Raw genomic sequence first — 22,788 nt, 5'->3', positions numbered from 1 at the left:
GGCTCAGTATATCGGCCCGGCCCAACAAGCGTGGGGCCGGGCGCACATTTGTCGCTAAAAGTTACTCCAGCGCCTTCCAAATATCCGTGGCGTACTCGCGAATCGTCCGGTCCGACGAGAACCAGCCCATCCGCGCGGTGTTCAGCACCGCCGAACGCCACCAGTTGTTGGAGTCGTGCCAGAGCGCATCGACGCGCATCTGCGCTTCCCAGTAAGAATCGAAGTCGGCGCAGACCAGGAAGCGGTCGTAGTCCACCAGCGAATCGATCAGCCCGGTGTAACGCGACGTGTCATCCGGCGAGAACACGCCGCTGCGGATCGCCTGCAACACGTCATTGAGGCGATGGGACGCCGCAATGTCCGGCACCGCGCTGAACTCGTGATTCTGCTTGCGCGCTTCGACCTGCTGGGCGCTCAGACCAAAAATGAACATGTGCTCGGCGCCGATGCGTTCGCACATTTCCACGTTGGCACCGTCGAGGGTACCGATGGTCAGCGCGCCGTTGAGGCCGAACTTCATGTTGCTGGTGCCCGACGCCTCGAAACCGGCGGTGGAGATCTGCTCGGACAAATCCGCCGCCGGGATGATGCTCTCCGCCAGACTGACGTTGTAGTTGGGCAGGAACACCACCTTCAGCAACCCGCGTACGGTCGGGTCGTTGTTCACCACCCGGGCGATATCGTTGGTCAGTTTGATAATCAGCTTGGCCTGGTGATAACTGGCCGCCGCCTTGCCGGCGAAGATCTTCACTCGCGGCACCCAGTCGGTTTCCGGCTGGGCACGAATCGCCTGATACAAGGCCACGGTGTGCATGAGGTTGAGCAACTGACGCTTGTACTCGTGGATCCTTTTGACCTGCACGTCGAACATCGCCGCCGGGTTGACCGCAATCCCCAGACGCTCGTGGATCAGGTAGGCCAGCGCTTTTTTGCTGTGCAGCCGCTGCTCGGCGAAGGCCTTGCGGAAGGCCGCTTTTTCGGCGAACGGTTCAAGGTCCAGCAGGCGCTCTTCGGGGTTGTCCAGCACATCCGGGCCGAGGGCATCCACCAGCATCGAGGTCAGTTCGGAGTTGGCCTGGTACAACCAGCGGCGGAAGGTGATGCCGTTGGTCTTGTTGTTGATCCGCTCCGGATAGAGCTTGTGCAGTTCGGCGAACACGGTCTTGCGCATCAGTTGCGTGTGCAGGCCCGACACGCCGTTGACGCTGTGGGAGCCGAGGAACGCAAGATTGCCCATGCGCACCCGGCGGCCGTTGTCTTCCTCGATCAGCGACACCGCGCGCAGCACGTCGAAATCGTGAATGCCCTTGGCCCGCAACGAATCGATGTGCTGGGCGTTGATCAGGTAAATGATCTGCATGTGCCGCGGCAGCATGCGTTCCATCAGGCCCACCGGCCAGGTTTCCAGTGCTTCGGGCAGCAGCGTGTGGTTGGTGTACGACAGCGTATCGACGGTGACTTGCCACGCCGCGTCCCAGGCCACGTCGTAGACATCCACCAGAAGACGCATCAGTTCGGCGACGGCGATCGAGGGGTGAGTGTCGTTGAGCTGGATTGACGCGTGATCGCCGAGGGTCAGCACCGAGGTGTGCATGTTGCGATGACGGCGCAGCAGATCCTGAAGCGACGCCGCGACGAAGAAGTATTCCTGACGCAGGCGCAGTTCCTGACCGGCCTCGGTGCTGTCTGCCGGATAAAGAACGCGGGAGATACTTTCGGCCCGGGCCACTTCGGCCACAGCGCCCAGGTGGTCACCGGCGTTGAAGCGCTCCAGGTGCAAGTCCTCCATCGCCCGGGCGCGCCACAAGCGCAAGGTGTTGACGCTCGCCCCGCGCCAGCCGACCACCGGAGTGTCGTAGGCAATTGCCCGCACCGTTTCCGCCGGGTGCCAGACCTGTTTGCTCTTGCCGCTGACATCGGTGACGGTCTCGACGCTGCCACCGAAGCCGATGCTGTAGACGACCTCCGGCCGCTCGAACTCCCACGGGTTGCCGAAATCCAGCCAGTGCTCGGTCTGCTCCTGCTGCCAGCCGTCGACGATGGCCTGGCGGAACAGCCCGTGCTCATAGCGAATGCCATAACCGTGACCGGCGATGCCCAGGGTCGACATGCTTTCCATGAAGCACGCCGCCAGCCGTCCGAGGCCACCGTTGCCCAGCGCGGCGTCGGGCTCCAGCAGGCGGATGCGCTCCAGATCCACACCCAGTTCGGTCAGCGCCTCACGGGCGACGTCGAGCAGACCGAGGTTGCTCAGGCTGTCGTACAGCAAACGGCCGATGAGAAATTCCAGCGAGAGGTAATACACCCGCTTCTGACCTTTGCGGTAGATCTGCCGGGTGTGGTCCATCCAGTGCTCGACCATGTGGTCCCGGGCTGCCAGGGCGATGGCTTCGAACCAGTCATGGTCGAAGGCGTGATCCGGGTCTTTGCCCACCGCGTAGGTGAGTTTGGTCAGGACGGCGTCGCGGAATGCGGCCACCTCTGCTTCGCGAACTAGTGGTTCTTGAGTCATCGATAGGACCTCGAGCGAGCGGGGAATTGTCAGAGCCTAGACGGTCTGACCGACGGTGGTGGCTCTGGTTCGGCAGTTTTTCCTGAGAGTGCGGGATCGTCCGGCAATACCTTGGCGAATGCCTGAATGAATGCAGGGGCCGTGCCGAATTCTCGACCCTGCTCATGACAGAAAGAAAAAATCTGGCGAAAGGTTGTTCAAAAATCCACCAGTCCCGGTATGATCGCGCGCCCTGATGCACACGCCTGGTAAACCCCGATGATGAAGCCCAACCTGATCGCCGCAGCCGAGATCGACCGTCTCGATACCTGGGCCAAATATTCGGCCCCGATGTGCGGCTCGTGCGTTTCCAGCTGCTGCACGCTGCCGGTCGAGGTCAAGATCAAGGATCTGGTGCGCATCGGTGTGGTCGACGAGTTCGAACTGGGCGACCCGCCGAAGAACATCGCCAAGCGCCTGCAAAAGGAAGGTCTGGTGGAGCGCTTCAACCAGAAGTCGGGGATCTTCACCCTGCAGCGCATGAGCAACAACGATTGCTACTACCTGGATCGCAAGAGCCGGCTGTGCACCATTTATGACAAGCGCCCGGACACCTGCCGCAACCACCCGAAAATCGGCCCGCGCCCGGGGTATTGCGCATACAAGCCGAAGGAAGTGGAGCGGGTGCAGAATTCGCGGTCGATCGAACGGTTCTAAAAGCCGACCCTCACCCCAGCCCTCTCCCGGAGGGAGAGGGAGCCGACCGAGGTGTCTTGCGCCATCCATCAACCTGAAAAACCGTGTTGATTATGGATTCGGTAAAGGCCTATCAAGTCGGCGTAATTCTTGAGCATCCCCGTACCAGTCCCCTCTCCCTCCGGGAGAGGGCTAGGGTGAGGGGCTCTTGATCTTCAAGGTCCACTCCACATTCCCCCAGACAAACAAAAACGCCCCCGGTCTCTCGACCGGGGGCGTTTTTTTAAGCCAGGGCTAAATTACGCCTTGGCTTTCTTGGCAGCGCGGGTACGCTCGCTTTCGTCCAGGATCTTCTTGCGAAGACGGATGGACTTAGGAGTAACTTCGCACAGCTCGTCTTCCTGGATGTATTCCAGAGCCTGTTCCAGGGTGAAGCGAACAGGTGGGACCAGAGCGATGGTTTCGTCTTTACCCGAAGCACGCATGTTGTCGAGCTTCTTGCCTTTGGTTGGGTTCACGCCCAGGTCGTTGTCACGGGAGTTCTGACCAACGATCTGACCGTTGTAGATCTCCTGGCCGTGTTCTACGAACAGCTTGCCACGAGCCTGCAGGGTTTCCAGGGAGTAGGTCAGTGCCTTGCCGGTTTCAACCGAAACCAGAACGCCGTTCTGACGGCCGGACATGTGGCCCGACTTCACTGGAGCGTAACGATCGAAGATCGAGGTCAGGATGCCAGCACCGTTGGTCAGGGTCAGGAACTGGTTACGGAAACCGATCAGACCGCGAGCAGGGATGTTGTATTCCAGACGAACACGGCCCTTGCCATCCGGCACCATGTTGCTCAGGTCGCCTTTACGCAGACCCATTTCTTCCATGACCTTGCCCTGGGATTCTTCAGGGATGTCGATGGTCACGTTTTCGAACGGTTCCTGCTTCACGCCGTCAACTTCACGGATGATCACTTCAGGACGGCCCAGGGCCAGCTCGAAGCCTTCGCGACGCATGGTTTCGATCAGTACCGAGAGGTGCAGCTCACCACGGCCGGATACCTTGAACTTGTCAGCCGAGTCGCCTTCTTCAACGCGCAGTGCAACGTTGTACAGCAGCTCTTTGTCCAGACGATCCTTGATGTTACGGGAGGTCACGAACTTGCCTTCTTTACCGCAGAATGGCGAGTCGTTTACCTGGAAGGTCATGGAAACGGTTGGCTCGTCAACGGTCAGAGGCTTCATCGCCTCGACGGTGTTGATGTCGCACAGGGTGTCGGAGATGAACAGCTCGTCGAAACCGCTGATGCAGACGATGTCGCCCGCAGCTGCTTCTTCAACGTCAACGCGGTGCAGACCGTGGTGACCCATCAGCTTCAGGATACGACCGTTGCGGCGCTTGCCGTTGGCGTCGATAGCCACAACCGGAGTGTTCGGCTTGACGCGACCACGAGCGATACGGCCAACACCGATAACACCCAGGAAGCTGTTGTAGTCCAGAGCGGAGATCTGCATCTGGAACGGACCGTCACGGTCAACAGCTGGCGCTGGAACGTGGTCGACAACCGCTTGGTACAGCGCGGTCATGTCTTCGCCCATGGCGGTGTGGTCCAGACCGGCGATGCCGTTCAGGGCCGAAGCGTAAACAACCTGGAAGTCCAGTTGTTCTTCGGTAGCGCCCAGGTTGTCGAACAGATCGAAGATCTGGTCCAGAACCCAGTCAGGACGCGCGCCCGGACGGTCAACCTTGTTGATCACCACGATCGGACGCAGGCCGGCTTCGAAAGCCTTCTTGGTCACGAAACGGGTTTGCGGCATAGGGCCGTCTTGGGCGTCGACCAGCAGCAGCACGGAGTCAACCATGGACATTACGCGTTCAACTTCGCCGCCGAAGTCGGCGTGGCCCGGGGTGTCCACGATGTTGATGTGGTAGCCGTTCCAGTTGATGGCGGTGTTTTTCGCCAGAATGGTAATGCCGCGCTCTTTTTCCTGGTCGTTGGAGTCCATCACGCGCTCGTCGTTGAGCTCGTTGCGCTCCAGGGTGCCGGATTGACGCAGGAGTTTGTCTACCAGGGTGGTCTTACCATGGTCAACGTGGGCAATGATGGCGATGTTGCGTAGATTTTCGATCACTTGTGTATCTCGATCAGAGGATTCGGTTTGCTGACAAGTCTTGGCAGCGATTAGCAGTAGTGTCCGGCATGGCCGTTACAGCTTGACGGCGGTGTCGGGGGGCCGGTGACGCAGGCCACAGGCAAACAGCCCCGGGCACTTAGCTCGGTCGATAAACGCGCACATTGGCATGCCCCTCACTGAGCAAATGGTGAGCATGCAGGCGACTCATCACGCCTTTGTCGCAATACAGCAGGTACTGGCGAGTAGGGTCCAGTTCCTTGAAACGTGCGTTCACTGCATAGAACGGCATCGTCTGTACTTCTATGCCCTCGAGTTCCAGCGGCTCATCCTCGGCGGCATCCGGGTGACGGATGTCGATGACGATCTGGCCGGCCAGTGCCTCGCTGACTTCTTCGATTTGCAAATCCTGGCCCAATTCGTCGATCACCCGATCGATCGGCACCAGTCTGGCGTTTGCGAGCGCACGCTCGAGCACCGCCATGTCGAATTCCTGCTCTTCGTGCTCGACCCGGCCACGTTTGGCGGCGGTCTTCGGATTGACCGAAATGACCCCGCAGTACTCCGGCATGTGCCGGGCGAAATCGGCGGTGCCGATCTCGTTGGCCGTGTCGATGATGTCCTGCTTGTGGGCGACGATCAGCGGACGCAGGACCAGTTTGTCGGTCACGCAGTCGATCACCGACAGGTTCGGCAGCGTCTGGCTCGACACCTGGGAGATCGCCTCGCCGGTGACCAGCGCATCAATATGCAGGCGCTCGGCGATGGCCGAGGAGGCGCGCAACATCATACGCTTCAATACGACGCCCATATGACTGTTATCGACCTTGCCGAGAATTTCGCCCAGGACTTCTTCAAATGGAACACTGACAAATAGCACGCGTTGCGAGCTGCCGTACTTCTTCCAGATGAAATGCGCGACTTCCATCACGCCCAATTCGTGGGCACGACCGCCCAGATTGAAGAAGCAGAAGTGCGCCATGAGGCCGCGACGCATGATCTGGTAGGCCGCAACCGTCGAGTCAAAGCCCCCGGACATCAATACCAGCGTCTGCTCCAGCGCACCGAGCGGGTAGCCGCCGATGCCATTGTGCTGGCTGTGGATGACAAACAACCGTTTGTCGCGAACTTCGATGCGGACTTCGATTTCCGGCGCTTTCAGGTCGATTCCGGCGGCACCGCACTCACGGCGCAGCTTGCTGCCGACGTATTTTTCGACGTCCATCGAGCTGAATGCATGCTTGCCCGCACGTTTGCAGCGCACCGAGAAAATCTTCCCGGCCAGTGCATCGCCGTAGTGCTGCTTGCACTTCTCGGTGATGTCGTCGAAGTCGCCCAGCGGGTACTCGTCGATCTGCAGAAAGTGCGCGATGCCCGGCATGCAGGTCAGGCGCTCCCCCATCTCTTTCAGGGCCTTGGGATCGGTCACGCGGGTTTCCAGCTCGAGATTGTCCCACACGCCGTTCACCACCACGGCCGGGTCCAGGTCGCGGAGCACGGTGCGGATGTTCTTGGCCAGCTGGCGGATGAATTTCGTCCGGACAGGTCGGCTTTTGATAGTGATCTCGGGGAAGACTTTTACGATTAGTTTCATGAAAACAGCGCGCGCTGGGCCAGCCGAAAAAGGGGGCGCGGATTATAGCGGAAATTGCTCAAGGTTTAACCAGTTAATGTGCAGAAGGTTTTGCATGCACCAAAACGGGTCATTTTCGACTTATGGCGCTACATTAAAGGGCGAGATTTTCAGCCTTTATGCGTTTCGCACCTTAATAAGCGTGAATTTGGGGCAAAAAACCCATGCTGGGGCACTGGCATGCAATTTGCTCCCTTGTGAGGCAGGTTGCCTTGGCAGAGTATTCGCGCCGGCATCACCAACATTTAAGGGCATCCACTACCAGCCCTAAGCCACCCGGAGGACACTATGTCGAAGTCGGTTCAACTCATCAAAGATCATGACGTCAAGTGGATTGATCTGCGCTTCACGGACACCAAAGGCACTCAGCACCACGTGACCATGCCGGCTCGCGATGCGCTGGAAGACGACTTCTTCGAAGTTGGCAAGATGTTCGACGGTTCCTCCATCGCTGGCTGGAAAGGCATCGAAGCCTCCGACATGATCCTGCTGCCGGACGACGAAACCGCCGTTCTGGACCCGTTCACCGAAGAGCCGACCCTGATCCTGGTCTGCGACATCATCGAACCTTCGACCATGCAAGGTTACGATCGCGACCCGCGCGCCATCGCCCACCGTGCCGAGGAATACCTGAAGACCACCGGTATCGGTGACACCGTATTCGCCGGTCCAGAGCCTGAGTTCTTCATCTTCGACGAAGTGAAGTTCAAGTCCGACATCTCCGGTTCGATGTTCAAGATCTACTCCGAGCAAGGCTCGTGGATGTCCGACCAGGACGTGGAAGGCGGCAACAAGGGCCACCGTCCAGGCGTGAAAGGCGGCTACTTCCCGGTTCCGCCGTTCGACCACGACCACGAAATCCGTACCGCCATGTGCAACGCACTGGAAGAAATGGGTCAGACCGTTGAAGTTCACCACCACGAAGTGGCGACTGCCGGTCAAAACGAAATTGGTGTCAAGTTCAACACCCTGGTGAAGAAAGCTGACGAAGTTCAGACTCTGAAATACGTTGTCCACAACGTGGCCGATGCCTATGGCCGCACCGCGACCTTCATGCCGAAGCCTCTGTACGGCGATAACGGTTCGGGTATGCACGTTCACATGTCCATCGCCAAAGATGGCAAGAACACCTTCGCTGGCGAAGGTTATGCCGGCCTGTCCGAGACCGCCCTGTACTTCATCGGCGGTATCATCAAGCACGGTAAGGCCCTGAACGGCTTCACCAACCCGGCCACCAACTCCTACAAGCGTCTGGTGCCAGGTTTCGAAGCTCCGGTGATGCTGGCCTACTCGGCTCGCAACCGTTCCGCCTCGATCCGTATTCCTTACGTCAACAGCCCACGCGGCCGTCGTATCGAAGCACGTTTCCCGGATCCGGCTGCCAACCCGTACCTGGCTTTCGCAGCACTGCTGATGGCCGGTCTGGACGGTATCCAGAACAAGATCCACCCAGGCGATGCCGCTGACAAAAACCTGTACGACCTGCCGCCTGAAGAGGCGAAAGAGATCCCGCAAGTTTGCGGCAGCCTGAAAGAAGCCCTGGAAGAGCTGGACAAGGGCCGTGCGTTCCTGACCAAGGGCGGCGTGTTCTCCGACGACTTCATCGATGCCTACATCGCGCTGAAATCCGAAGAAGAAATCAAGGTCCGCACCTTCGTACACCCACTGGAATATGAGCTGTACTACAGCTGCTGATCCGGTAGCGCTGCGCTACGCGGCGTGACAAAAGAGAGGCCTCCTTCGGGAGGCCTTTTTTATTGGCCGGATGTTTACCACCCGAGCCATCCCCGCCCGACTGGCCTATGCTGCAACCCATCGTTTTCGTTTCCGGTCGATTTCATGGGTCGCACCTTTCTCTACATCCTGTTGCTGATCGCCCTGCCCGCCGCCGCGCAGATCTACAAGTACACCGACGCCAACGGCAACACGGTGTACAGCGATCATGCGCCGGACGGCGTGAAGGCGCAGCCGGTGGAGTTGCCGCCGCTCAACAGCGTCCAGCCTCAGGCACCGAGTGCGCCGTCGTCGGACACGGCCAACCGCGCGCCTGCGCGCAATGCCTATGAAGTGCTGGAGCTGACCGGCCTCCCCACCGAAGAAGCCCTGCGCGCCAACAACGGCACGTTCACCGTCAGCGTGCTGATCAAGCCGCGCCTGCAACCGCCGCATCAATTGCGTCTGTTGCTGGACGACGCGCCTTACGGCCAGCCGAGCAATGTGCCGATCCTGCAACTGGTGAACGTCGACCGGGGCGAGCATCGGCTGGCGGTTCAGGTGATCGATGGCGAGGCGATCATTCAGCAGAGTCCGGCGGTGGTCTTTACCGTGCAGCGGGTGCACAAGCCATGACTCGCGGATTGATTGCCGTGTGTCTGGCCCTGTTTGCGCTTGGCGCATCCGCCGAAGTCTTCACTTATGTCGATTCACAGGGCAATCGGGTCTATACCGATCAACCGCGCGGCAACGCCAAGCGCGTGCCACTGGCCACCAGCAATCGCATGGCCTCGAACCCGACCGGGGCGGCGCCCATCACCACGGCAAAAAAATCAGCGGAGCAACCGCTGTTCCGCTACGACATGCTGCGGGTGCTGGTTCCCGAGCCGGACGCGACCATTCGCAGCAGCGCCGGCGAATTGATCGTCAGCGTCACCAGCGAACCCGGTCTGCAAAAAGGTCATCGCTATCGCCTGCTGCTGGACGGCCAGCCCACCGGCGAACCCGGGCTGAGCCCGGTGTTCCCGCTGAGCAATATCGATCGCGGCAGCCATAACCTGTCGGTGGAGATCCTTGATGCGCAGGACCGCATCGTCGAGCGCACGGCCAATCAGCCGTTCCATATGCAGCGCATTTCCTTGGCCCAGAAGCGTCAGGTCAAACCCTGCACCACCGACGACTACGGCGTTCGCCCGGAATGCCCGTTGAAAGACAAACCCGTCGAACCGAAAAACCCCTTCCTGCGTTTCTTCTAACGCCGTTCAGCTTTGCGCACTATATTGGTGCAACAGTCTGCACCGTACTCACAATCCAACCCATTTTGGTTCGAAAGTACCCGCCAGGGCCGGCTGATCGCCACGCAAACGAGCGTCAAACGCCCGTTTCAGGGGATGAACGCTTCTTTTCGGAGCCTTGGTTTGGTTTTTGCATTTTCCTCGCACCGGCGCTTCGTTTCTCGCGCACGCCTTGCTCCAAAAGAGGTCCTGATGACCATAAGCGACGCACTCCACCGATTGCTGCTCGACAACCTGACCACCGCCACCATCCTGCTCGACGCCGAATTGCGCCTCGAGTACATGAACCCTGCGGCGGAGATGCTGCTGGCCATCAGCGGTCAGCGCAGCCATGGCCAGTTCATCAGCGAGCTGTTCACCGAATCCACCGAGGCGCTCAATTCGTTGCGCCAGGCGGTGGAACAGGCGCACCCGTTCACCAAGCGCGAAGCGATGCTCACCGCCCTCACCGGCCAGACCCTGACCGTGGACTACGCGGTGACACCGATCCTGAGCAGCGGCGCGACCCTGTTGTTGCTGGAGGTTCACCCTCGCGACCGCTTGCTGCGGATCACCAAGGAAGAGGCGCAACTGTCCAAGCAGGAAACCAGCAAGATGCTGGTGCGCGGCCTCGCCCACGAGATCAAAAATCCGCTGGGCGGCATCCGTGGCGCCGCGCAATTGCTGGCCCGGGAGCTGCCGGAGGACAGCCTGCGCGACTACACCAACGTGATCATCGAAGAGGCCGACCGCCTGCGCAATCTGGTCGACCGCATGCTCGGCTCGAACAAACTGCCGTCGCTGGCACTGTGCAACGTCCACGAAGTGCTGGAGCGCGTCTGCCAGCTGGTCGAGGCCGAAAGCCAGGGCTGCATCACGCTGGTGCGCGATTACGACCCGAGCATTCCGGACGTGCTGATCGACCGCGAGCAAATGATTCAGGCAGTCCTGAACATCGTGCGCAACGCGATGCAGGCGATCAGCAGTCAGAACGAGCTGCGCCTGGGCCGCATCAGCCTGCGCACCCGCGCCATGCGCCAGTTCACCATCGGCCATATCCGCCATCGTCTGGTGACCAAGATCGAGATCATCGACAACGGCCCGGGGATCCCGGCGGAACTCCAGGAAACCATTTTCTTTCCCATGGTCAGCGGACGTCCGGACGGTACCGGACTCGGCCTGGCCATCACCCAGAACATCATCAGCCAGCACCAGGGCCTGATCGAGTGTGACAGCCATCCAGGCCACACCACCTTCTCGATCTTTCTGCCACTGGAACAAGGAGCCACATCGACATGAGCCGTAGTGAAACCGTGTGGATCGTCGATGACGACCGTTCTATCCGCTGGGTCCTGGAAAAAGCCCTGCAACAGGAAGGCATGACCACCCAGAGCTTCGACAGTGCCGATGGCGTGATGAGCCGCCTGGCCCGCCAGCAGCCGGACGTGATCATCTCCGACATTCGCATGCCGGGTGCCAGCGGTCTGGATCTTCTGGCGCGGATTCGCGAGCAGCACCCACGACTGCCGGTCATCATCATGACCGCGCACTCCGATCTGGACAGCGCTGTCGCCTCCTATCAGGGCGGCGCATTCGAATACCTGCCCAAGCCGTTCGACGTCGACGAAGCGGTGTCGCTGGTCAAGCGCGCCAACCAGCACGCCCAGGAGCAGCAAGGCCTGGAAGTGGTGCCGGCCCTGACCCGCACCCCGGAAATCATCGGCGAAGCGCCGGCGATGCAGGAAGTGTTTCGTGCCATCGGGCGTCTGAGCCACTCCAACATCACCGTATTGATCAATGGCGAATCCGGCACCGGTAAAGAACTGGTGGCCCATGCCCTGCACCGCCACAGCCCACGGGCGGCTTCACCGTTCATCGCGCTGAACATGGCGGCGATCCCGAAGGACCTGATGGAATCCGAGCTGTTCGGCCACGAGAAAGGCGCGTTCACCGGCGCAGCCAACCTGCGTCGCGGGCGTTTCGAACAGGCCGATGGCGGCACGCTGTTCCTCGATGAAATCGGCGACATGCCGGCAGACACCCAGACCCGACTGTTGCGGGTGCTGGCCGACGGCGAGTTCTATCGCGTCGGCGGGCATGTGCCGGTCAAGGTTGATGTACGGATCATCGCCGCGACTCACCAGAATCTGGAAACCCTGGTCCACGCCGGGAAATTCCGTGAGGACTTGTTCCACCGCCTCAACGTGATCCGCATCCATATTCCGCGCCTGTCGGACCGTCGCGAAGACATCCCGACCCTGGCCAAGCACTTCCTCAGCCGCGCCGCGCAGGAACTGGCGGTGGAGCCGAAGTTGCTGAAAAGCGAGACCGAGGAATACCTGAAGAACCTGCCATGGCCGGGCAACGTGCGGCAGCTGGAAAACACCTGCCGCTGGATCACGGTGATGGCGTCCGGGCGCGAAGTGCACATCGGCGACCTGCCACCGGAACTGCTGAGCCTGCCGCAGGATTCTGCACCGGTGACCAACTGGGAGCAGGCGCTGCGCCAGTGGGCCGATCAGGCTCTGGCGCGCGGTCAGTCGAGCCTGCTCGACAGCGCGGTGCCGGCGTTCGAGCGGATCATGATCGAGACGGCGTTGAAGCACACTGCCGGGCGTCGCCGTGACGCGGCGGTGCTGCTGGGCTGGGGCCGCAATACCTTGACCCGCAAGATCAAGGAGCTCGGCATGAAGGTCGATGGCGGGGATGACGATGAGGGTGATGAAGGCTGAGATTCAGAGCCAGCCTGCACCGCCGCAAGGCACCGTGACCCGTAATCGGGCACGGTCGCTGACTCAACCTGGTATCGCAACACGCTGAAAAAGCCTTCCGGTGAAAAGACGAAGGCCCCGTATTACGGGGCCTTCGTCATGGTGTCAGGCTTTTTTGTTTCAAAACGATAAAAACTGGCACGCCCCCTGCAATAACCCTTTCAGGTGATTCGATTCACCCACCCTTTCGGGGGCCTTGGTACAGGCAGGCCGGGGATTCCCCTCTTTACACCGGGCTCATCAAGCCCACCCTTTTGGGGCCCTTGATACAGGCAGGTCAGGGGTTCCTTCTTTACACCGGCTCAGCACGCCATGCGATGAGCCCGCCCGTTTCGGGAACCTTGGTACAGGCAGGCCGGGGATTCCCTCTTTTATTGCTCCCGGAGACGGATCTCCAGCCGCCAGCGGTCATCGACCGCCTGGCCGGCCCACTCCCCTTGCAGCGGCCGCGCTGCCAGCACCGTCAACAGCAAACCACCGTCACTCAACCGAGTCCGCCAGTTCACGTCCTTGCCGTTGAGCTTCAACTGGCCCTTTTGTGCCTTGCCCTCGGCCTGAAACAACAGGGCGAGCGTGCCATCGACGATTTCGCCATGCAGCTTCGGTTCATTGTTGAACCAGACCGCCAGACCGCCATCGATCACCTCGACCTGCTGCAGGACGCTCGGGTCAGGCGTGGTCAAACGGCCGATCATCATCCCGACCATCAGGCCGAAAATCGCCAGCGAAGCCATGACTCGCGGGAATAGTTTCGAACGTGGGTCGGCTGGCGGCGTAGAATGCGCGTCATCTTTACCTTCGGAGCCGTGCATGTTTCACGTCATCCTTTTTCAACCGGAAATTCCACCGAACACCGGTAACGTTATCAGGCTGTGCGCCAACAGCGGCTGCCACCTGCATTTGATCGAACCGCTGGGCTTCGAGATGGACGACAAGCGCCTGCGTCGTGCCGGTCTCGACTACCACGAGTACGCCACGCTGCAACGCCACGCCGACCTCGCCAGCTGCCTGGAAAGGCTCGGCCACCCACGGCTGTTCGCCTTCACCACCAAGGGTTCGCGACCGTTTCACGATGCCGCGTTCGTCCCGGGCGATGCCTTCATCTTTGGCCCGGAAAGCCGTGGCCTGCCGCCGGAAGTGCTGGATGCCCTGCCTGCCGAACAGCGCCTGCGTCTGCCGATGCGCGAAGGCTGCCGCAGCCTGAACCTGTCCAACACCGTGGCAGTGGCCGTGTACGAAGCGTGGCGGCAGAACGGCTTCAAGTAACGATCACCGCCCATGAAAAAAGCGCCTGTAACGGCGCTTTTTTCGTTGTTGCATCGACCGCTTACTGAACGGTCGGAGTCTCGCCGGCTTCCTGCATGCGCTGCAGCTCTTGCGCGTACAAGGCGTCGAAGTTCACCGGGGCCAGCATCAGGGCCGGGAACGAACCGCGGGTCACCAGGCTGTCCAGGGTTTCGCGAGCGTACGGGAACAGGATGTTCGGGCAGAACGCACCCAGAGTGTGGCTCATCGAAGCCGCGTCCAGGTTCTTGATCAGGAAGATACCGGCCTGTTGCACTTCAGCGATGAAGGCGACTTCTTCACCGTTTTTCACGGTGACGGACAGGGTCAGCACGACTTCGTAGAAATCGCCTTCCAGCGCTTTCTGACGGGTGTTCAGATCCAGACCGACGGTCGGGTCCCACTGCTGGCGAAAGATCGCCGGGCTTTTCGGCGCTTCGAAGGACAGGTCGCGAACGTAGATGCGCTGCAAGGAGAATTGCGGTGCGGTTTCTTCTTCGCTGGCTGCAGTGTTCTGTTGGTCAGTCATCTCAGATCCTTTCTGATCTTGGGTCTTTTGGGTTCTTGGTGAGGTGCAGCAGTTCAGGCCTTGAGCAGCGCGTCGAGCTTGCCGGCGCGCTCCAGGGCGTACAAATCGTCACATCCGCCGACGTGGGTGTCGCCGATCCAGATCTGCGGCACGGACGTGCGTCCGGCTTTCTGGGCCATGGCGGCGCGCACTTGCGGCTTGCCATCGACCTTGATCTCTTCGAACGCCACGCCTTTGTTCGCGAGCAGGTACTTGGCGCGCGAGCAGTAAGGGCAGTAATCGCTGGAGTAGACGATGACTTCGCTCATATCACTTCACCAGCGGCAGGTTGTCGCCTTTCCAGCTGGAAATCCCGCCGGACAGCTTGGCGGCGGTGAAGCCGGATTTCATCAGCTCGCGGGCGTGGGTGCCGGCAGTCTGGCCCAGGGCGTCGACCAGAATGATGGTCTTGGCCTTGTGCTTTTCCAGCTCGCCGATACGGGCGGCTAGTTTGTCCTGGGGAATGTTCACTGCGCCAACGATGTGACCGGCGGCGTATTCCTTGCTCGGACGGATGTCCACCACCACGCCGGCTTCCTTGTTGACCAGTGCGGTCAGCTCGCCCGTGCTCAGGCTTTTACCGCCGCCCTGCACCGTATGCGCCAGCAGCAAAGCCAGCAGTACGACGAAGATACCGACAAGAATGTAGTGGTTAGTGGCAAATTCAATCAGGTGAGCAACCATCGAAGGAGGTTCCAGGGCGTTAAAATGTCGGCCAGTATACACAGCCACTATGGTCGGCCAAACCCCGTCCGGCGGTGACGCCGCAGGAACTTAGCTTTAAACTGCCACTCCCTTTTCCATCGCCCTCTTCTTTATTAGCCACGAGTGGATTCCATGACTACCACGCCTAAACCTTTGGTCCTGATGATTCTCGACGGCTTCGGTCACAGCGACAGCCCCGAATCCAATGCCGTCTTCGCGGCCAAAAAGCCTGTGCTGGATCGCCTGTGGGCCACCGTGCCGAACGGCCTGATCTCGGGCAGCGGCATGGACGTCGGCCTGCCGGACGGCCAGATGGGCAACTCCGAAGTCGGCCACATGAACCTGGGCGCCGGCCGCGTGGTGTATCAGGACTTCACCCGCGTGACCAAGGCGATCCGCGACGGCGAGTTCTTCGAGAACCCGACCATCTGCGCCGCCGTGGACAAAGCCGTGGCTGCCGGCAAGGCCGTGCATTTCATGGGCCTGCTGTCGGACGGCGGTGTTCACAGCCACCAGGACCATCTGATCGCCATGGCCGAGCTGGCCTTCAAGCGTGGCGCCGAAAAAATCTACCTGCACGCCTTCCTCGACGGCCGCGACACCCCGCCGAAAAGCGCCGCGTCGTCGATCGAACTGCTCGACGCGACCTTCCAGGCCCTCGGCAAGGGCCGCATCGCCAGCCTCATCGGCCGCTACTACGCCATGGACCGCGACAACCGTTGGGATCGCGTAGCCCAGGCCTACAATCTGATCGTTGATGGCAAAGGCGAATTCAACGCCGCCACCGCCCAGGAAGGCCTGGAAGCCGCTTACGCCCGTGGCGAGAGCGACGAATTCGTCAAGGCCACCAGTATCGGCGAGCCGGTGAAGGTCGAAGACGGCGACGCCGTGGTGTTCATGAACTTCCGCGCCGATCGCGCACGCGAGCTGAGCCGTGTGTTTGTCGAAGACGGTTTCAAGGAATTCGAGCGTGCACGCCAGCCAAAAGTGCAGTACGTGGGCCTGACCCAGTACGCCGCCAGCATCCCGGCCCCCGCAGCCTTCGCGCCGGGCAGCCTGGAAAACGTGCTCGGCGACTACCTGGCGAAAAACGGCAAGACTCAGTTGCGTATCGCCGAAACCGAAAAATACGCCCACGTGACTTTCTTCTTCTCCGGCGGTCGCGAAGAGCCGTTCCCGGGCGAAGAACGCATCCTGATCCCGTCGCCAAAAGTCGCCACCTACGACCTGCAACCGGAAATGAGCGCGCCGGAAGTCACCGACCGCATCGTTGAGGCCATCGAGAATCAGCGCTACGACGTGATCGTAGTCAACTACGCCAACGGCGACATGGTCGGCCACAGCGGCGTGTTCGAGGCAGCGGTGAAAGCCGTTGAATGCCTGGACACCTGCGTCGGCCGCATCGTCGAAGCCCTGGAAAAGGTTGGCGGCGAAGCCCTGATCACCGCCGACCACGGCAACGTCGAGCAAATGGCCGACGAAGCCACCGGCCAGGCGCACACCGCGCACACCACCGAGCCGGTGCCGTTCATCTATGTCGGCAAGCGTGACCTCAAGGTCCGCGAAGGTGGCGTACTGGCGGACGTGGCGCCGACCATGCTCAAACTGCTGGGCCTGGAAAAACCGGCGGAAATGACTGGCACTTCGATTCTGGTCTGATATCAAAAACGCCCTGTAATCAGCCTGAAACGGCTTTTTATGACGAACGCCTCAAAGCAGTTGGCTTTGAGGCGTTTTTTTTGCCGCGTGGGGCGGGCATACTAGGCCGTCCCTTACCCTGGTGCCGCCCGCCCCTATGCTTCGCGTCCTGATCGCCCTCGCTCTGACATGCCTGCTCCAACCGGCCTTCGCTGACGAGCGTGCGCAAACCCAACAGCAGTTGGACGCCACGCGTCAGGACATCGCCGAGCTGAAAAAGCTGCTGGGCAAGCTCCAGGAAGAAAAATCCGGGGTGCAAAAGGAGCTCAAGGGCACCGAAACCGAGATGGGCAAGCTCGAAAAGCAGGTCGATGCCCTGCAAAAGGAGCTGAAGAAGAGCGAATCCGAGCTGCAGCGGCTCGATGCGGAGAAAAAAACTCCAGAGCGCGCGCACTGAACAGCAGCGACTGATCGCCATCCAGGCCCGCGCGGCCTATCAGAACGGCCGGCAGGAATACCTCAAGCTGCTGCTCAACCAGCAGAATCCCGAGAAATTCGCCCGCACCCTCACCTATTACGACTACCTGAGCCAGGCCCGCCTGGAGCAGCTGAAGAATTTCAACGAAACCCTGCGCCAGCTGGCCAATGTCGAAAAAGACATTTCCTCGCAGCAAGCCCAGTTGCTGGTGCAGAAAAGCGATCTGGACACCCAGCGTGACGCCCTCGACAAGGTTCGCAAGGAGCGCCAGCAAGTGCTGGCCAAGCTCAATGACGACGTGAAAGCCCGCGACCAGAAACTGGCCGCCCGCGAGCAGGATCAGGCAGACCTGTCTAAAGTCCTTAAAACCATTGAAGAAACCCTGGCCCGCCAGGCCCGTGAGGCAGAAGAAGCGCGGCAGAAAGCGCTGATCGCCCAGCAGGAAGCCGAAAAAAAGCGTTTACGTGAGGCCCAGGCCCGCGTTGATGCGGACTCGGACACCAGCGACGCCCCACGCCCAAAAGCCAGACCAACCCCTGGCGCGCTGGTTTCCAGCAGCGGCGAGACGTTCGGCGGCCCTTTTGCTGCCACTCGGGGAAAACTTCCATGGCCGGTTGATGGTCGACTGCTGGCACGCTTCGGTGAAACTCGTGGCGACGATGCCCGCACCAAGTGGGACGGCGTGATGATCAGCGCCGCCGCCGGCAGCCAGGTGCATGCCGTACACGGCGGGCGCGTGGTGTTTGCCGACTGGTTGCGCGGTGCCGGGCTGCTGGTGATCCTCGACCACGGCAACGGCTTTCTGAGTCTTTACGGTCATAACCAGACGCTGCTGAAGTCGGCTGGTGACGTGGTAAAAGCCGGTGAGTCCATCTCCACTGTCGGTAACAGTGGCGGGCAGGACACACCAGCGCTGTATTTCGCAATTCGTCAGCAGGGTCACCCGAGTGATCCGGCGCAATGGTGTCACGCGCAAGGATAAGCGCGTCGCCTAATTCAGGAGTTCGTTCGACATGCTGCATTTGTCCCGCCTTACCTCGCTGGCCCTGACGATCGCCCTGGTGATCGGCGCGCCTCTGGCGTTCGCCGCTCAACCGGCCCCGGCTGTCGCTCCGGCAGGCACTGCCGCGACTTCCAAGGCCCCGTTGCCGCTGGAAGAGCTGCGCACCTTTGCCGAGGTCATGGATCGGATCAAGGCCGCCTATGTCGAACCGGTGGACGACAAGACCCTGCTGGAAAACGCCATCAAGGGCATGCTCAGCAACCTCGACCCGCACTCGGCCTACCTCGGCCCGGAAGATTTCACCGAGCTGCAGGAAAGCACCAGCGGTGAGTTCGGCGGCCTGGGCATCGAAGTCGGCTCGGAAGACGGTTTCATCAAGGTCGTGTCGCCAATCGACGATACGCCAGCCTCGAAGGCCGGCATCCAGGCCGGTGACTTCATCGTCAAGATCAACGGCGCACCGACCCGTGGCCAGACCATGACCGAAGCCGTGGACAAGATGCGCGGCAAGATCGGCCAGAAAATCACCCTGACCCTGGTCCGCGATGGTGGGACGCCGTTCGACGTGACCCTGGCCCGTGCGGTGATCCAGGTGAAGAGCGTCAAGGCGCAACTGCTCGAATCGGGTTACGGTCTGATCCGCATCACCCAGTTCCAGGTCAAGACCGGCGAAGAAGTCTCCAAGGCCCTGGCCAAGCTGCGCAAAGACAACGGCAAGAAGCTCAACGGCATCATCCTCGACCTGCGCAACAACCCGGGCGGCGTGTTGCAGGCAGCGGTGGAAGTGGTCGACCACTTCATCACCAAGGGCCTGATCGTCTACACCAAGGGCCGGATCGCCAACTCCGAGCTGCGCTTCTCCGCCACCGGCAAGGACGAAAGCGAAGCGGTGCCAATGGTTGTGCTGATCAACGGTGGCAGTGCCTCGGCTTCGGAAATCGTCGCCGGCGCCCTGCAAGACCAGAAACGCGCCGTGGTCATGGGCACCACCAGTTTCGGCAAAGGCTCGGTGCAGACCGTGCTGCCGCTGAACAACGACCGTGCGCTGAAGATCACCACCGCGCTGTACTTCACGCCGAACGGCCGCTCGATCCAGGCCCAGGGCATCGTCCCGGACATCGAAGTGCGCAAGGCCAAGATCACCAACGAGGCGGACGGCGACTACTTCAAGGAAGCCGACCTGCAGGGTCACCTGGGCAACGGCAACGGCGGCGCGGACAAACCGACCGGCTCCGGCGGCAAGCCGAAAGCCATGCCGCAGGATGACGATTACCAGTTGGCCCAGGCCCTGAGCCTGCTCAAAGGTCTGAGCATTACGTCCGGCCGTTGAGGATGTCTTTGCGTTTCGTCTTTGTCCTGCTGTGCTGTCTGGCGGGTGCTGTTCAAGCAGAACCTGCCAGACCGACACCGCAAAAAGCCTACCTGACACTGATCATCGACGACCTGGGGCAGAACCTGCCCCGGGATCGCCGCGTGCTGGCCCTGCCCGGGCCGGTGACCACGGCAATCATGCCCGACACCCCGCACGCCACCGAATTCGCCCGCGAAGCCCATCGCGCCGGCAAGATCGTGATCCTGCACATGCCGATGGACCCGGCCACCGGCCCGTTCGCCTGGCATCCCGAACTGCCCATCGAGGAGCTTGAGAAGCGTCTCGACGCTGCATTCAAAATGGTCCCCTACACCGCCGGCATCAACAACCACATGGGCAGTCGCATGACGGCTCAACCGGTGGCGATGGCGTGGTTGATGGGTGAGCTGCAACGACGCCACAAGTTCTTCGTCGACAGCCGCACCAGCGCCCAGACCGTCGCGGCGCAACAGGCGCAGAAGATCGATCTGGCGAGCGTTTCGCGGGATGTGTTTCTCGATGACGAGCGCACCGAAGCGGCGATTTACACCCAGTTGCAGACAGCAATCAGTCTGGCGCGTAAACAGGGTTCGGCGGTGATGATCGGCCATCCTTATCCACAGACCCTGGCGGTGCTGGAGCGGGAGCTGCCGAAGCTGAAAGCTCAAGGCATCGAGTGGATCGACATCAAGCAGATGATCAGTGTGCGCAGCAATCGCGCCACGGCGGCCCATGGCAAAGACGGTGTCTACCGGTAACAAGCGGTCACGAAGCAATAGATAGATACCGCAGCCAGCCCCCTCCCTACCCGGATATTGACACCCGTCGCGGCGACTTCAGGCCGCTTTATTCGGGATCAATCATGAACATCCAAACGTCTCTCAACTCATCTGTTCGGCAGATGGAACCCATTGCGGTTGAAAACCTGCTGATCAATTTCACCACCGAGTTTCACCGGATCTGGGACAACACCGGATCGAAGTCAAAACCCGGCAGCTTCTGGCGCCCGACACCGGCTCCCGACCTGCTGCCCGGGTATTTTCCGCTGGGCGATCTCGTTGTCTCCGGACGGGACAATATCAACGACAGGCAGGTGATGGCGGTCGTCCGTGAGGGCGATCCGCAAAACGCCGGAACCGGCAAGGGGCCGGCACTGAGCAGGCCTGATGACTACCAATGGGTATGGAGTGATTCAGGTTCGCGCGCCAACGGTGACTGCTCCGTCTGGCGGCCCATCCCGCCCGAAGGTTATGTCGCACTCGGAATGGTCTGCTCCAACGACGGCAGCAAGCCTTCCTTCAACGCCGTTCGTTGTGTGCGAGCCGATCTGGTAGTCGCCTCGAGTGCCAACGCCTTGATCTGGAGCGACAAGGGCAGCGGAGCCGACCGCGACTTCAGCACCTGGAGTATCAAGCCCCCGAGCGCACCCGCCGGGGAGATATTCTTTGCCCCTGGTACCTTCATCGGCGTCAGGGGCTACAGCAAACCTGGGGCCCCCATGACGGCCTACGCCTTGCGGATGCCAATCCCGCTTCAGGTCGAAGCCCCACTGGCCGCCCCGGTACTCACCGGGCATGATGCCGCCGCCGCTCTCCCCCTTCAAAAGTCACGCAAGTCGTCCGGCTGCCGTGGTTTGCGGTCAGCGATCCGGTGATGACCAGCCTTGTACAACTGCGTCACTCACCGTTCTATCGCATGGAACGAACCGACCGCTACTTGCTCGTCGGCCAGGGCAAGAACAGCACGGATGTGCACCAGGCATTCAGGTGGAGGGCCGGCCGAGCCCAGTCATTCGAGATGATGCGCGCCTTCGCCCGCAACACCGGTATCGATATCGGCAACCAGTGGCCGTCGGAAATGAATACGACTCAACCGGTCATCGCCTGCTCGGCCAGACTGGGCGACAGTTTCTGCAACACGGAATCGGCCCCCTATGAGTGGGCAAACTCCTCGGAGGCAGAGGTGATCGCGCTGGTTGCGCAAAAAAGGTTTGCCGCCGTGTATCTGGTGCAGAGCGACTACCGACTGCTGCGCGGAGATGGCTCACCCGTGGAAGGTCATCTCAGTTATACCGACATGGATAGCCTGCACCTGGTTGACTACCCGTCCGAGCCGGAACCCGCGCAGGAGCCGAAGACCGAGCCAGAACAACGGCTGCCGATTGAACCGATGAAAGAACCTGCAAAGCAGCCGACAGTGGAACCTCAGGTCGATCCGCAACTGCCGGTCGAGTCAGCGATGGTTACAGATACCGTCCCATGATCTCGTCGACCACGCCATCCTTGCGCATTTGATCCAGCGCAGCCTGCAACTTGGCAACGGTTGCATCCGGCACTTCCTTGTTCAGCGCCAGATACAGTTCGGCGCTGTTGAAGCGCAGCACGGTTTTCAACCCGGTCACGCCATCCTGCCGCGCCAGATAACGCCCGGCAGGATCGCCGGTGGCCCACAGGTCGATCTGGCCGCTGACAAGTTTTTTGGCGTTGTCCTGATCGCGCAATACCACCACCGGTTTCAGCCCCTGCTTGGCCAGGGTCTCGGCAATCGCGTCGCCCTTGTAGGCGCCGATCTTGTATTTGCGTGCGTCATTGAGGGTTTCGAGGGTGATCTTGCTGTCGGCCTTGGCCAGCATGACCCAGTCATCCGGGCCGATGGGGCCGACCCACTTGAACAGCGTCTCGCGATCCGGCAGACGTGCCATGACGAACGCACCGTAACCGGGATTCTCCAGGGCCAGCTTGTAGACCCGCTCCCAAGGGAAGCGCAGGGTCAGGCTGTAAGTGATGCCGGCACGCTTGAACATCTCGCGCACGATATCTGTGGCGATGCCATTGATGTTTTCGTCCTGGGCGAAATTCTTGCCGTTCTTCGCCATGTTGTACGGCGGGAAGTTTTCGGTGAGGAGCACCAGATCGGTGTCGGGATTTTCTGCGGCGTGGCCAGTGTTGATCAACAACACGGAGGCACTGGCGAGGGCGAGAAGCAGGCGTTTGATCATGTCGGGCTACCGAAATCCATGGCGTGCCCAAGAGTGCCTCGGGTACGCCATGCTGTCCACTGGCC

At 60.8% G+C, this 22,788-nt stretch carries 20 protein-coding genes and 1 pseudogene; 13 read left to right on the top strand and 8 right to left on the bottom strand.

Annotated elements, in window-relative coordinates; genetic code table 11:
- Positions 1 to 61 precede the first annotated feature (61 nt).
- A complete protein-coding gene (locus R1A29_RS01235; RefSeq protein ID WP_134825186.1) occupies positions 62 to 2,512 on the bottom strand; it encodes a glycogen/starch/alpha-glucan phosphorylase in 2,451 nt (816 codons plus the stop codon).
- A gap of 258 nt (positions 2,513 to 2,770) precedes the next feature.
- Between R1A29_RS01235 and R1A29_RS01230 the strand changes: the two genes are divergently transcribed.
- The gene (locus R1A29_RS01230; RefSeq protein WP_007952500.1) at positions 2,771 to 3,208 is read left to right on the top strand and encodes a YkgJ family cysteine cluster protein; all 438 of its coding nucleotides are present in this window, start codon (positions 2,771 to 2,773) and stop codon (positions 3,206 to 3,208) included.
- A gap of 278 nt (positions 3,209 to 3,486) precedes the next feature.
- Here the strand turns inward: R1A29_RS01230 and typA are convergent, their stop codons facing one another.
- Entirely contained in the window at positions 3,487 to 5,307 is a 1,821-nt protein-coding gene (gene typA, locus R1A29_RS01225; protein ID WP_085712784.1) for a translational GTPase TypA, read from the bottom strand.
- A 139-nt stretch (positions 5,308 to 5,446) separates the two neighbouring features.
- Entirely contained in the window at positions 5,447 to 6,901 is a 1,455-nt protein-coding gene (gene thiI / locus R1A29_RS01220) for a tRNA uracil 4-sulfurtransferase ThiI (protein WP_085712783.1), read from the bottom strand.
- 327 nt (positions 6,902 to 7,228) lie between these two features.
- On the opposite strand from thiI, the gene glnA reads away from it, so the two are divergent.
- From glnA to ntrC, 5 genes are all read left to right on the top strand, one after another.
- A complete protein-coding gene (gene glnA, locus R1A29_RS01215; RefSeq protein ID WP_085712782.1) occupies positions 7,229 to 8,635 on the top strand; it encodes a glutamate--ammonia ligase in 1,407 nt (468 codons plus the stop codon).
- A gap of 144 nt (positions 8,636 to 8,779) precedes the next feature.
- Positions 8,780 to 9,289, top strand: coding sequence for a DUF4124 domain-containing protein (locus tag R1A29_RS01210; RefSeq protein WP_438300435.1), 510 nt, complete (start codon positions 8,780 to 8,782; stop codon positions 9,287 to 9,289).
- Positions 9,286 to 9,909 carry a DUF4124 domain-containing protein gene (locus R1A29_RS01205; protein WP_438300434.1) on the top strand — a complete coding sequence of 208 codons (624 nt, stop codon included), beginning with the start codon at positions 9,286 to 9,288 and terminating at the stop codon, positions 9,907 to 9,909. Before R1A29_RS01210 ends, R1A29_RS01205 begins: the two co-directional genes overlap by 4 nt.
- Before the next feature lie 231 nt (positions 9,910 to 10,140).
- On the top strand, positions 10,141 to 11,226 hold the full coding sequence (gene glnL, locus R1A29_RS01200; protein ID WP_085712779.1) for a nitrogen regulation protein NR(II): 1,086 nt from the start codon (positions 10,141 to 10,143) through the stop codon (positions 11,224 to 11,226).
- Positions 11,223 to 12,659 (top strand): nitrogen regulation protein NR(I), encoded by a 1,437-nt coding sequence (ntrC, locus tag R1A29_RS01195; RefSeq protein WP_085712778.1) that lies wholly within the window; start codon positions 11,223 to 11,225, stop codon positions 12,657 to 12,659. The genes glnL and ntrC overlap by 4 nt, the downstream gene beginning before the upstream one ends.
- 410 nt (positions 12,660 to 13,069) lie before the next feature.
- On the opposite strand, the gene R1A29_RS01190 is transcribed toward ntrC, so the two are convergent.
- A complete protein-coding gene (locus tag R1A29_RS01190; protein WP_114881099.1) occupies positions 13,070 to 13,510 on the bottom strand; it encodes a hypothetical protein in 441 nt (146 codons plus the stop codon).
- Between R1A29_RS01190 and R1A29_RS01185 the strand changes: the two genes are divergently transcribed.
- The gene (locus R1A29_RS01185; protein ID WP_438300433.1) at positions 13,509 to 13,964 is read left to right on the top strand and encodes a tRNA (cytidine(34)-2'-O)-methyltransferase; all 456 of its coding nucleotides are present in this window, start codon (positions 13,509 to 13,511) and stop codon (positions 13,962 to 13,964) included. The genes R1A29_RS01190 and R1A29_RS01185 overlap by 2 nt on opposite strands.
- A gap of 61 nt (positions 13,965 to 14,025) precedes the next feature.
- Here R1A29_RS01185 and secB read toward each other — a convergent pair whose 3' ends face one another.
- From secB to R1A29_RS01170, 3 genes are read right to left on the bottom strand one after another with little or no spacing between them, the layout of a single operon-like run.
- Positions 14,026 to 14,511, bottom strand: coding sequence for a protein-export chaperone SecB (gene secB / locus R1A29_RS01180; protein ID WP_085712776.1), 486 nt, complete (start codon positions 14,509 to 14,511; stop codon positions 14,026 to 14,028).
- 53 nt (positions 14,512 to 14,564) lie between these two features.
- Complete coding sequence (gene grxC / locus R1A29_RS01175) at positions 14,565 to 14,819, bottom strand: glutaredoxin 3 (RefSeq protein ID WP_085712775.1); 255 nt, start codon at positions 14,817 to 14,819, stop codon at positions 14,565 to 14,567.
- 1 nt (position 14,820) lies between these two features.
- On the bottom strand, positions 14,821 to 15,234 hold the full coding sequence (locus R1A29_RS01170; protein WP_085712774.1) for a rhodanese-like domain-containing protein: 414 nt from the start codon (positions 15,232 to 15,234) through the stop codon (positions 14,821 to 14,823).
- Positions 15,235 to 15,387: 153 nt separating this feature from the next.
- On the opposite strand from R1A29_RS01170, the gene gpmI reads away from it, so the two are divergent.
- The 6 genes and pseudogenes from gpmI (at position 15,388) to R1A29_RS01140 (ending at position 21,987) form a co-directional block, all read left to right on the top strand.
- Positions 15,388 to 16,914: a 2,3-bisphosphoglycerate-independent phosphoglycerate mutase gene (gene gpmI, locus R1A29_RS01165; RefSeq protein ID WP_438300432.1), complete on the top strand. Its 1,527-nt coding sequence runs from the start codon at positions 15,388 to 15,390 to the stop codon at positions 16,912 to 16,914.
- Between the two features lie 136 nt (positions 16,915 to 17,050).
- Positions 17,051 to 18,353, top strand: a pseudogene (locus tag R1A29_RS01160) (murein hydrolase activator EnvC family protein).
- Positions 18,354 to 18,384: 31 nt separating this feature from the next.
- Positions 18,385 to 19,704, top strand: coding sequence for a S41 family peptidase (locus tag R1A29_RS01155; protein ID WP_085712771.1), 1,320 nt, complete (start codon positions 18,385 to 18,387; stop codon positions 19,702 to 19,704).
- 2 nt (positions 19,705 to 19,706) lie between these two features.
- Positions 19,707 to 20,483 carry a divergent polysaccharide deacetylase family protein gene (locus tag R1A29_RS01150; RefSeq protein ID WP_438300431.1) on the top strand — a complete coding sequence of 259 codons (777 nt, stop codon included), beginning with the start codon at positions 19,707 to 19,709 and terminating at the stop codon, positions 20,481 to 20,483.
- A gap of 104 nt (positions 20,484 to 20,587) precedes the next feature.
- The gene (locus tag R1A29_RS01145; protein WP_438300430.1) at positions 20,588 to 21,379 is read left to right on the top strand and encodes a Vps62-related protein; all 792 of its coding nucleotides are present in this window, start codon (positions 20,588 to 20,590) and stop codon (positions 21,377 to 21,379) included.
- Positions 21,379 to 21,987: a hypothetical protein gene (locus R1A29_RS01140; RefSeq protein ID WP_438300429.1), complete on the top strand. Its 609-nt coding sequence runs from the start codon at positions 21,379 to 21,381 to the stop codon at positions 21,985 to 21,987. The genes R1A29_RS01145 and R1A29_RS01140 overlap by 1 nt, the downstream gene beginning before the upstream one ends.
- On the opposite strand, the gene R1A29_RS01135 is transcribed toward R1A29_RS01140, so the two are convergent.
- Positions 21,968 to 22,723, bottom strand: a complete 756-nt coding sequence (locus R1A29_RS01135) for a substrate-binding periplasmic protein (RefSeq protein ID WP_305833297.1) — start codon at positions 22,721 to 22,723, stop codon at positions 21,968 to 21,970. The genes R1A29_RS01140 and R1A29_RS01135 overlap by 20 nt on opposite strands.
- Positions 22,724 to 22,788 lie beyond the last annotated feature (65 nt).

This window comes from Pseudomonas sp. NMS19W (genome assembly GCF_051554255.1).
Lineage (GTDB): Bacteria > Pseudomonadota > Gammaproteobacteria > Pseudomonadales > Pseudomonadaceae > Aquipseudomonas > Aquipseudomonas kribbensis.
This window is presented reverse-complemented; position numbering and strand designations above follow the sequence as displayed.